This window comes from Actinophytocola sp. (genome assembly GCF_036378875.1).
GTDB lineage: Bacteria > Actinomycetota > Actinomycetes > Mycobacteriales > Pseudonocardiaceae > Actinophytocola.
In genome coordinates, this window is record NZ_DASUVO010000032.1 from 138,287 (window position 1) to 148,766 (window position 10,480).

Sequence of the window (10,480 nt, forward strand, 5' to 3'; positions counted from 1 at the left end):
CCTCGCCCGCTCGACTTTATGACACTATGTCATTAAGTCGATGAGAGGACTTCACATGAGTCAGGTGGTGGCCGCGGACGAGACGGCGGCGTCGCGGCGGCGGGCTCGTTCAGCGTTGGCGGTGATCGTGGCCGCGCAACTGCTCGTGGTGCTGGACGCGTGCGTGGTGAACATCGCCCTACCGGCGGCGCAGGCCGACCTGAGGATGGCCGACTCGGGCAGGCAGTGGGTGGTGACCGGCTACTCCCTCACCTTCGGCGGCCTGCTCCTCCTCGGCGGTCGCGTCGCGGATGTACTGGGGCGCAAGAAGACCTTCCTCGCGGGCCTGTGTGGCTTCACGGTCGCGTCCGTCGTCGGCGGGGTGGCCACGACCGAGGCGACGCTGCTGGTCGCGCGAGGTGCGCAGGGCGTCGCGGCCGCGTTCCTGGCGCCGGCCGGGCTGGCGATCCTCACCACGATCTTCCCCGACGGGAGGGAACGGGCCCGCGCGTTCGCGATCTTCGGTGCCGCGACCGGCAGCGGCGGAGTCGTCGGCATGATTCTGGGCGGAGTGCTGACCTCGTACGGTTCCTGGCGGTGGTGCCTGCTGATCAACCTGCCGCTCGGGCTGCTCGTGCTCGCCGTCGCCCTGCGGTATCTGGAGGAGAGCACCGCGGCCCGCCCGGCACGGTTCGACCTGGCCGGCGTCGTGACCGCCACTCTCGGGGCCGGGTCACTGATCTACGGCATCAGCAACGTCGCCGCAGGCGGGTGGCTCGACCCCGCCACGATGGGACCCACGGCCGCGGGCGTGGCGCTGCTCGTCGCGTTCGTGCTCATCGAACGACGGTCCGCCGAACCGATGATGCCGCTGCATGTCGTGGCCGACCGCGTACGCGGCAGCGCCTTTCTCGTCATCCTGCTGGTCAACGCCGCCACCCTCGCGTTCTACCTCCTGCTCACCTTCTACCTGCAGGTCGTCAAGGACTACTCGGCGATGGCGACCGGCCTGGCATTCGTGCCCATCGGGATCGGAATCCTCGTCGGCGCCACCGTCGCCGGCCGGGCACTCAGCCGGTGGCAACCACGCCAGGTCACCATCGCCGGCCTGCTCGTCGCCGTGACCGGAATGGCGGCCATGTCTCTGCTGCGCGTCGACACCCCGTTCTGGGCACTGGTGATGCCGGCGCAACTGGTCGTCGGCGCCGGTGTCGGAGCAACGCTCACCACGATCGTCAGCCTCGCCCTCGTCGGCGTTCCGCCGCACGAGTCCGGGGTGGCGAGCGCGCTCACCAACGCCATGGGCCAGATCGGCGGCGCGGCCGGCGTCTCCGTGCTGAACATGATCGCCGTCGTCGTCACCACAGCCGAAGGCGCCTCGCCGACCACCGGCTATGCGACGGCCTTCCTCGGCGGCGCCATCCTGCTCGCGCTCGCACTGCTGACCGCACTCCTCGGTGCCCGACCAGCGCGACGTTCGCGGGTCAACTAACGGAGCCATCGCGTGAACCGCACCGGCAGTTGAGCAGGAGGGGTGCGTTACACCGTAGTTGCCTGAGGCGACACTCGGTGTGGGGCGCTGATGTTGAGGATCTTCTTCACGAGCGACGACGTGGCGCGGACGAGAATCGCGCCAGGGCCGGATCCGTTGTGGGAGCTGGTGATGAGCCTGCAGCTGCTTCGGCCCCAGCCGGGCGACCTGCTGTTCCGGCCGTGGCGGGAGGCTGTGCGGCAGGCGGTTGGCCGGTTGGGTGGCCGCTTGCGTCTGCTGCTATCCCTCACCCCGCCAGTGGGTTACTTCCCCGACTTCCTCAATCCCAGCGCCGCGCTGGGTGGTCTGGAACACGGCCTGGCCGCAATCCGTTCCACAGCCAAAACGGCCCTCCACCACGACGTGCGACATTTGGCCTCGTCGTCGACGTTGCCCGCGGAAGCCTGGCGTCTGGCGTCTGGCGAGCCGTCCGTGCTGACCGACCTCACCGACACGATGCTGGCCTGCTACGCGCAGGTCGTCGCCCCCTACCAGGCCACGGTCGACGCCGCGGTGGAACGTGACCGCAGGCGCCGGGTCGAAGCGCTCGCGACCGGTGGCGTGGAGGGGCTGTTGGCCAGTCTGGAACCGGTGGCGCGGTGGTCGTGCGGCGAACTGCGGCTACCCGGTCACCGTGATCAGGAACTGCACCTCGACGGTCGCGGTCTGCTGCTCATCCCGTCCTACTTCTGTCTCAAGGGCCCGGTGACCATGCTCGACCCCACGCTGCCGCCGGTCGTGGTCTACTCGGTGACCAAACGGCCGGATCTGTTGACCGGACGCGACACCAGCGCGCTGGCCACCCTGATCGGCGCCACCCGCGCGGCACTGCTGGAGGCCGTCGCCACCGGCGGACCCCTGACCACCACGACCCTGGCCCGCCGCGCCGGCACCGCCGCGTCAACGGCCAGCGAGCACGCGACCGTGCTGCGGGACGCCGGCCTGATCGACAGCAACCGCGACCGCAATCGCATGGTCCACCAGGTGACCCCGCTTGGCCGGTCCCTGCTCGACGGCCACTAGAACCTTCGGCCTCGGCCGAAACACCTTTCCTGCGGTGGCAGTGCCCCAGGACGCTCAGGTCTTCGTTTCCACAAAGGATGAGGTGGACAATGCGACGCCTGACCACGGTCGTCATCGCACTCAGCACGTTCCTGTCACTGTTGTTGGTGGTCCCGGCGCAGGCAGACCCGGTCGCGGCCAGGTGGAACTGCGGAAGCCGGTGCAACGGAACCGATCCCGCGGAGTTCCAGGCCACACCGACCGGTGGGGTGTGTGCCGCCGACGCCCGAACGGTGGCGACCACGCCCAACGCGGAGCACGGACTCACCCTCCAACTGAGGTACAGCCCGACGTGCCGAACGGTGTGGGGCCGCATCTACGGTGGGCGGAAACAGAACTACTACATCAGGTTGTGGCAGTGGCTGCCGGGCCCGCAGGAATACGAGCCCAAGGGCAGCCCCCGTGAGATCGGCCCCGTGGGGAACCGGCCCTTCGAATGGGGCTGGCAGTGGGACGACGCCGGCGTTCAAATAAGGGCGTGTGTGTCCACGCAATGGGACAGTATCGGCGAATTCGCCTGCACCGCGCGTTACTAACGCGCTCAACCCTCGTCGTCATGATCGCCGCGCGCTCCGGTGAGTCCCGGTGCCGCCCGACAACCAGGGGCCGCTAGCCGCGCCGTCGGGCGGGATTCAGGCGGATCTCGATGTCGGTGGACATGACCTCCGGAGTTGGGCCGGCGGTTGCCTGGACGCTGATCGACTGGCCGGTGCCGGCCTGGACGAAGGACAGGGGAGGGTGGCCTTCCTGCAGGTACTTGTCGCCCCATTGCATCAGCGACAGGAACACCGGCAGCAGGTCCTCACCGGCCTCGGTCAGTCGGTACTCGTCGCGGGCCCGGCTCCCGGGCTCCCGATAAGGAACGGACTCGACGATCCGCGCCGCCTTCAGCTGTTTGAGTGCCCGCGACACCGCGGGTGCCGAGGTCCCGATCCGCGCCACGAAGTCGTCGAACCTGGTTGTGCCGTAGAAGCATTCGCGGACCACCAAGAACATCGTCTTGGTGCTGAGGATGTCCAGCACCCGACCTGCCGAGCATCCGTCGCCGATCGTCCACGCGTCCCGGTTGTGCAGTCGTTCCTCGAACTTCATGGCCACGACGTCATTGTAGCTAATGCTTGCGTTACCCAGCATCGGATGGTTCCATCTGGCTAACGTCATCATTACCGAGATGGAGAACCCGAGACGCCATGCCGCTGTGGACCATTCATCACACACCTGGAATCTTCACCGCCGAGGAAAAGCACCGACTCGCCTCCCACATCACAGACCACTACGCACAGGTCGGACTGCCCCGGTTCTACGTGGTCACGCTGTTCCATGAGACCCGGCCCGAGGACTTCTACATCGGTGGGGAGCGCGCGTCGGTCGGCGTTCGCATCGCCATCGACCACATCGCCCGACGCAACCCCGACCAGGAGAGCAGACGCCGGACCGCCCAGTGGATCAAGGGCGTGCTGCAGCCTCACCTCGAACGGCACGCAGGGCTGCACTGGGAGTTCCACATAGACGAGACCAGTGCGGATCTCTGGATGATCAACGGGATCGCGCCGCCCCCGGCGGGCTCCGACACCGAGAAACTCTGGGCCGAGAACAACTCGGTGTCCCCCTCCTGATCACGCCGCCAGCGCCGCCACGACCAGGGGTACCCCGCTTCGCGTTCAGCCAGACGACCGCCGGCAGAGCGGCTCGCACCTGATCGCGCCCTGACCCCTGGGGGCGACACTGCAGGTGGGCGTTGGAGGGCGCTCGGCCGGCCGCCGCGTCAGTCGATATCGCCCCGCTCAGCCGAGTCGCCCCACGGCCTCCTCTGGTCGCGATTCGTCGCGTAGTCAGGCGATCGGCCGAACGGGCCATGGTGACCCTTGGTTGACATGTGACCTTTTGGTCACATATCTTCGCCGCGTGACCGACGACGACCGCGTATTCAAGGCGCTCGCGGACCCGACCCGTCGGTTCCTGCTCGATCTGCTGTTCGCCAGGGACGGTCGGACACTGACCGAGTTGGAGTCCGAGTTGGCCATGACCCGCTTCGGCGTCATGAAGCACCTCAAGGTGCTCGAGGACGCGGACCTGGTCGTCACCCGCCGGTCCGGCAGGGAGAAGCTGCACTTCCTGAACCCGGTGCCGATCCGGCTTATCCACGACCGGTGGATCGACAAGTACACCGAGCGCCAGGTCTCGGCGCTCACCGAGCTCAAATACCAGTTGGAGGAAGAGGCATGACCAGCACGACGGTTCAGGTCCACCGGATCTACATCAAGGCCACGCCGCAGGCGATCTGGGACGCGATCACCAAGCCGGAGTGGATCGAACGGTACGGCTACGGCGGCAGGTTCGCGGAGGAGTTGGTCGCCGGCAAACCCTTCCGGCTCCTCACCAGCGACGACATGAAGAAGGCCGGAGTCGAGATGGGCTTCGAGGTCCCGGACGTGGCCGTTGACGGCGAGATCCTCGAAATGGACCCGCCGCGCAAGCTGGTCATGACCTGGCGCATGGCCATGGACCCGACCGCCGCGGCCGAGGGCTTCACCCGGCTCACCTATGAGATCGCGGAGGAGGACAGCGGCTTCGTCAGGCTCACCCTGATCCACGACCTCACCGGAGCCCCGACCTTGGCCACGCAGGTCGCGGGCAGCGACGCGCCGGCCAACCAGGGCGGCGGCGGCTGGCCATGGGTGCTCAGCGACCTGAAGTCGCTGCTGGAGACCGGCGCGCCGCTCGCGAGCTGACTTGGGTGGGGCCAAAATCCTGTCCTAAATGGATGGTTCAACTCCGGGAGGTGGGGGCCAGAACTTGCCCGGAACTGGGGCCAGAACTCGGGTTCTGGCCCCGTTCCGTGAACCATCGCTGAGTGCAAACCACCTCGTCGCGGAGCTCAACCTGGAGGGTCGGGCGTTTCTCGGCTACGCCCCGGCGTCGTCCCGCTTAACGTCGCGGATCACGGCACATGTGCGTACGCATTCTCAGATCGCGCGAACTTCGGCGAGCCGCTTGACCGCGTACTCGTCGTCCCAGCAGACGGCGGCTTCCCATGCGGCCGACGCTTGCGCGGCGGTGTCGTACGCGTCGTCGTCGAGGCCGGCGGCGTTGTGGGGCAGCACGAGGTCGAGGTCGGGGACGTCGACGTGCGACTCGTCCCAGTCGATCAGCGCGACGTGGTTCGCGGTCATGCGGACGTTGCCAAGGTTGTTGGGGTCGCCGTGGACGACGCACCTCTGACGTCCGGCGAGCTTCGCCCACGCTGCCCGGCATCGAGCAACACCCTCGGGGGGCATCGCGCCGAGGTCGATCTTGGTCCCGGTGTCGGCGTGTAGGAGGTCGGTCGACGATCGCCATCCTGGGCGCTGCGGCCAGCCCTGCGTCAACCGATGCAGCTGGCGGAGCGTGCCGGCCACGCGACGCCAGTCGGCCTGCGTCTCGGGCGGTCCGCCCTCCAGGTAGGTCATCACCACCAGACCGTCGGCGAACAGTCGGCCGTCCTTGGTCGGGATCGGCACTGGCACGGTCAGACCTTCACGGTCGAGATGGTGGAGGAGCGCGGTCTCCCAGGCCAGGTCAGCATCGCTTCTGGTGCCGAGACGACCGACCGCGAGGTGCCCGTTGACGCGCACGCTCCACACGTCGTTGGCGACCCCGCCGGCAAGCGGTTCGATGCGAGCCGCGTCTTCACCCCACTGCCCGAGTGCCTCCCACCCCATTCGCCACACCTTACGGGCTATCCGAACACCACTGTTCTCGGCAGGGGCGACCGTGCTATGCGCCGGGTCCGGTGTCGGGGGAGAGCTTTGCCGCGGACCTGCGCGACCGCTGAGTTCGTCCTGTGTGGAGCGAACACGTCCGATGTAGACGGCGGGTGTCACGGCGTGCGGAATCCCCTGAACGTCACCGGTTTCCGGGTCTCGAAGCCGAGTCGCCGGTAGAGGGCGATTGCGGTGGTGTTCGCTTCGGCCACGTGGAGGAAGGCGCGTTCGTCGCGGGCTGTGATGCGTGCGACGAGTGTGTTGACGAGGCGGGCGGCGTGGCCCTGTCCACGTGCTTCGGGGGCGGTGCAGACGGCGCTGATCTCGGTCCATCCCGGTGGGCGGAGTCGTTCGCCGGCCATGGCCACCAGCGTGCCGTTCTGGCGGATGCCGAGGTAGGTGCCGAGTTCGTGGGTACGTGGCCAGAACGGTCCTGGTTGGGTCCGGGCGGCGAGGTCGAGCATCTCGGACACGTTGTCCGCATCCAGCTCGACCACCCTGTCGTCGGGATCCTGTGTGTTGTCGCCTGACCAGATCATCTGTCGCCCTTCGAAGACGAAGACCGGTTCCCAGTTCGGCGGCGGTGTCGCTGGGCTGCTGAACATGTCGGCGAACTCGCCTGGCCCGAGCAGTCGGGCGAGGTCGGTCCACTCCCGCGGGTCCGGGTCCGTGGTGACTGAGGAGAAGGTCGCGACGCCGGGCAGGTAGGTGGCGGCCCGACCGAGTCTGTTGGCGAGGTGTGCGTGGTGACCGCGGAGTGACTCGCCGACCGGGTCGTCGAGCGCGACCGCGTCGCGGTTCATCATCACGACATGGTGTCCACAGTGGTCAGCCAGTTTTCTGTACGCCGTCGAGGAACATCGTCAGGGTAACCTCGGTGGCTTCTTCGGGTGTCATGAGTCCGCCGATGGTCAGCCAGGATACGAAGACAACATCCTGCCCGGCGGCCTACCCGCCGGCAGTCCCGAAGAAGCCCTCGACTGCGTCTGCGGCTTCTACCTCAACGACCCCACCGGCTGGTCCCTACCCCCGACGAACTAACGGCGCGGACCACTTGGGCATCCGAAGAGCACGGCCCGCGGGCACCACAGCGGCGACGCTTTAATCCTGGCTTCAGGTTGATCGGGGAGAATGAGCGGCAAAAGCATCGACTGGAGAGGAGCAGGCCGGCGTGCGGATCATGATCGCGGATGACGAGGCGGCCATCCGTGAGTCGCTGGAGCGGGTGCTCCAGGTCGAGGGTTACGACACCAGCACCGTCGCCAACGGTCTCGCCGTGCTCGACGGGGTCGGTGGCGACGCGCCGGATCTGCTGATCCTCGACGTGATGATGCCCCGCCTCGGCGGGTTGGAGACCTGCCGGCGGTTGCGGGCGGCGGGTCAGGATCTGCCGGTGCTGATGCTGACCGCCCGGGAGCAGGTCTCCGACCGGGTCGCGGGGCTGGACGCGGGCGCCGACGACTATCTGCCCAAGCCGTTCGCCATCGAGGAGTTGCTGGCCCGGGTCCGGGCCCTGCTGCGCCGCCGCGCGCCGGGCGACGACGAGTCGCAGATCCTGACGTTCGCCGACGTCCGGGTCGATCCCGACAGGTTCGAGGCGTGGCGGGGCGGGCGGCCGCTCCGCCTGACCCGGATCGAGTTCTCCCTGCTGCAGGTCCTCGTGCGCAACGCGACCCGGGTGTTGACCCGAGGCGCGCTGTTCGAGGCGATCTGGGGCTTCGACATGGGCGTCACCGCCAACAACCTCCAGGTGCACGTGAGCTACCTGCGCCGCAAGATGGAGGCCGAGGGTGAGCCGCGATTGATCTACACGCGGCGCGGCTTGGGGTACACGTTGCGGGAGACTCCTCCGTGAGCAGGCCCGCCGGCCGGGGCTCGCGCCGGCTGACCCGTTGGTGGCGCCGGCGGTCCCTGCGGACCAGGCTGACGGTGATCGCGGCGACGGCCATCGCGGTCAGCCTGTTCGTGGCCTTCCAGGTGGCCAGCGAGCTAATGGACTGGGAGCTGCAGGACACCGCGGAGGATCAGCTACGGGCCGACTCCCGCGTCCTGGCGACGAACGCGGAGCGCGCCGGTCTGGCGCAGGTCCAGCTACCGCCGTATCCCGGAGCCGGTCGGCTGGTGCGGGTCATCCTGCCCGACGGCTCGATCCGGACGCCGGCCGGCCAACCCGCGCTGCCCCCGGTCAGCGAGCACGCCGGGCGCGTGGCGCAGGGCGCGTCGGCCGACCTGATGGAGTCGGGCGACAGCGACGACGACGGCTACCTCATCTACACGCTGCGGGTGGGCGACGGCGCGGTCCAGGTGGCCCAAGTCGCCGACGACAGCCCGATCAACGGGTTCGGGTTGGGCATGCTGCTGATCGGGCTGCTCTGCGTGCTCGGCGGCGCCCTTGTCGGGCGGACCGTGGCGCGGACCGGACTGGCACCGATCGACCGGCTGACCGCCGCCGCGGTCCGTGTCGCGCACACCCGGGATCTTGACGCCGACATCCCGGATGAGGGCGGTGGGGAGATCCGGCGGCTGATCCAGTCGATCAACGACATGCTCGCCGCGCTCCGGGACTCCCGTCGGGCCCAGCGGCTGCTCGCCGAGGACGCCGCCCACGAGCTCAAGACCCCGCTCACCAGCCTGCGCCTCAACGTCGAGCTGCTGATCCGGCTCGATCGGCGCGGCACCCTGGGCAGCGCACTGCCGGCGGAGAGCCGGACCCGGCTGCTCAACGATCTCGGCGCCCAGGTGGCCGAGTTGAGCACCCTTGCCGCCGAGTTGACCGACCTGGCGCGCGGTGACGTCAGCGACGAGAGCACCGAACTGCTGGACCTCGCCGACGTGGTGGTGGCCGCCGCGACCCAGGCGCGTTCCCGGGTGCCCGACATCGAGGTCGCGCTCGACGTGACCTCCGTGTGGGTGAGCGGGCGTCCCGCCGCGCTCCAACGGGCGGTGCTCAACCTCATCGACAACGCCGGCAAGTGGTCCCCCGCGGACCAGCCGGTCCAGGTCCGGCTCCGTGCCCAGGGCGCGTCGGCGGTGCTCGAGGTCGACGACGCCGGGCCGGGCATCGACGCCGCCGACGTACCGCGGGTGTTCGACCGGTTCTACCGTGCCGACAGCGCCCGGGCGATGCCGGGATCCGGTCTGGGGCTGTCGATCGTGCAGCGGGTCGTCGACGCCCACGGCGGCCGGGCCACCGTCGCCCGCTCTCCACGCGGTGGCGCGCTGCTTCGGGTCGACCTTCCGGCTGCGGCCCCGCCCGCCCCGACCCCGATCGCGTGGTTCACCGCCGGGGAGGACACCGCAGCGCGCTGACCCGCCCCGGCGGCGCGGCGCAGGACAAGGGATGGCGGCCCTCGGGCATGGCCCCGCGCGGCTCACCGCCGGGGGGACACCGCGGTGAGCCGACCCCAGCCCTGGCCACACGGCGCAGGACCAAAGGGCGGCGACCGTCGGGCCCATGAAAAGATCCGGGACGGGCCTGGGGCCCCGTCCCGGATCTCGTCCGTGCCGCCGCGCTCACCGTTGCAGCGCGGGCTCCTCATCGTCCACGAGCGGCCGTTGACCGTCCGGCAGCTCCACCGGTCGGGACAGCCGGCTCGGCCACCAGATCCGCCGGCCGATCAGCAGGGTGAGGGCGGGCACCAGGACCGACCGCACCAGCAGGGCGTCGAGCAGCACGCCGAAGGCGACCAGGAACCCGACCTCGACCAGCATCACCAGCGGAAGCGTGGTGAGGACCGCGAACGTGGCCGCCAGGACCAGGCCTGCCGAGGTGATGACGCCACCGGTGGCGGAGAGGGCTTTGAGCATGCCCTCTCTGGTGCCGAGACGCACGGTCTCCTCACGGGCCCGGCTCGCCAGGAAGATGTTGTAGTCGACGCCGAGCGCCACCAGGAACAGGAATGCCAGCAGCGGCACCGAATAGTCGACGCCCTTGAACCCGAGGATCGTGTCGAAGACGAACACGCTGCCGCCGAAGGCCGCGGCGAATGAGACGATCACGGTGGCCATCAGGACCAGCGGGGCCACGATCGCTCGGAGCAGCAGCCCGAGGACGAGCAGGACGGCGGCGAGCACCAACGGGATCACCAGCTTCTCGTCGCGGCTGGTGGTCACCTCGGTGTCGAGGTTCTCCGCGCTCGGCCCGCCGACGATCGCCTCCGCCCCG

Annotated in this window: 12 protein-coding genes; 8 read left to right on the forward strand and 4 right to left on the reverse strand. The window is 69.1% G+C overall.

The features are described 5' to 3' along the window. Window positions 1-55 precede the first annotated feature (55 nt). The 3 genes from VF106_RS09190 (at window position 56) to VF106_RS09200 (ending at window position 3,108) form a co-directional block, all read left to right on the forward strand. Window positions 56-1,471, forward strand: coding sequence for an MFS transporter (locus tag VF106_RS09190; protein WP_330839177.1), 1,416 nt, complete (start codon window positions 56-58; stop codon window positions 1,469-1,471). A 90-nt stretch (window positions 1,472-1,561) separates the two neighbouring features. Further along, window positions 1,562-2,533, forward strand: a complete 972-nt coding sequence (locus tag VF106_RS09195) for a winged helix-turn-helix domain-containing protein (RefSeq protein ID WP_330839178.1) — start codon at window positions 1,562-1,564, stop codon at window positions 2,531-2,533. A gap of 89 nt (window positions 2,534-2,622) precedes the next feature. Then, window positions 2,623-3,108 carry a DUF2690 domain-containing protein gene (locus VF106_RS09200; RefSeq protein ID WP_330839179.1) on the forward strand — a complete coding sequence of 162 codons (486 nt, stop codon included), beginning with the start codon at window positions 2,623-2,625 and terminating at the stop codon, window positions 3,106-3,108. Window positions 3,109-3,181: 73 nt separating this feature from the next. On the opposite strand, the gene VF106_RS09205 is transcribed toward VF106_RS09200, so the two are convergent. Then, window positions 3,182-3,664 carry a winged helix-turn-helix transcriptional regulator gene (locus VF106_RS09205; protein ID WP_330839192.1) on the reverse strand — a complete coding sequence of 161 codons (483 nt, stop codon included), beginning with the start codon at window positions 3,662-3,664 and terminating at the stop codon, window positions 3,182-3,184. Window positions 3,665-3,762: 98 nt separating this feature from the next. Here VF106_RS09205 and VF106_RS09210 point away from each other — a divergent pair, with 98 nt between their 5' ends. From VF106_RS09210 to VF106_RS09220, 3 genes are all read left to right on the forward strand, one after another. Next, window positions 3,763-4,188 carry a tautomerase family protein gene (locus tag VF106_RS09210; protein ID WP_330839180.1) on the forward strand — a complete coding sequence of 142 codons (426 nt, stop codon included), beginning with the start codon at window positions 3,763-3,765 and terminating at the stop codon, window positions 4,186-4,188. Window positions 4,189-4,477: 289 nt separating this feature from the next. After that, window positions 4,478-4,798, forward strand: coding sequence for an ArsR/SmtB family transcription factor (locus VF106_RS09215; RefSeq protein WP_330839181.1), 321 nt, complete (start codon window positions 4,478-4,480; stop codon window positions 4,796-4,798). After that, window positions 4,795-5,304 carry an SRPBCC domain-containing protein gene (locus VF106_RS09220; protein WP_330839182.1) on the forward strand — a complete coding sequence of 170 codons (510 nt, stop codon included), beginning with the start codon at window positions 4,795-4,797 and terminating at the stop codon, window positions 5,302-5,304. The genes VF106_RS09215 and VF106_RS09220 overlap by 4 nt, the downstream gene beginning before the upstream one ends. A gap of 234 nt (window positions 5,305-5,538) precedes the next feature. On the opposite strand, the gene VF106_RS09225 is transcribed toward VF106_RS09220, so the two are convergent. Both VF106_RS09225 and VF106_RS09230 read right to left on the reverse strand, forming a co-directional pair. After that, entirely contained in the window at window positions 5,539-6,273 is a 735-nt protein-coding gene (locus VF106_RS09225) for a phosphotransferase enzyme family protein (protein WP_330839183.1), read from the reverse strand. Between the two features lie 158 nt (window positions 6,274-6,431). Further along, window positions 6,432-7,121 carry a GNAT family N-acetyltransferase gene (locus VF106_RS09230; RefSeq protein ID WP_330839184.1) on the reverse strand — a complete coding sequence of 230 codons (690 nt, stop codon included), beginning with the start codon at window positions 7,119-7,121 and terminating at the stop codon, window positions 6,432-6,434. A 365-nt stretch (window positions 7,122-7,486) separates the two neighbouring features. On the opposite strand from VF106_RS09230, the gene VF106_RS09235 reads away from it, so the two are divergent. Both VF106_RS09235 and VF106_RS09240 read left to right on the forward strand, forming a co-directional pair. After that, complete coding sequence (locus VF106_RS09235; RefSeq protein WP_330839185.1) at window positions 7,487-8,170, forward strand: response regulator transcription factor; 684 nt, start codon at window positions 7,487-7,489, stop codon at window positions 8,168-8,170. Next, a complete protein-coding gene (locus VF106_RS09240) occupies window positions 8,167-9,624 on the forward strand; it encodes a HAMP domain-containing sensor histidine kinase (RefSeq protein ID WP_330839186.1) in 1,458 nt (485 codons plus the stop codon). The genes VF106_RS09235 and VF106_RS09240 overlap by 4 nt, the downstream gene beginning before the upstream one ends. Before the next feature lie 204 nt (window positions 9,625-9,828). Here the strand turns inward: VF106_RS09240 and VF106_RS09245 are convergent. Continuing rightward, window positions 9,829-10,480: MMPL family transporter (locus tag VF106_RS09245; protein WP_330839187.1), on the reverse strand; the 652-nt coding region annotated here is incomplete at its 5' end.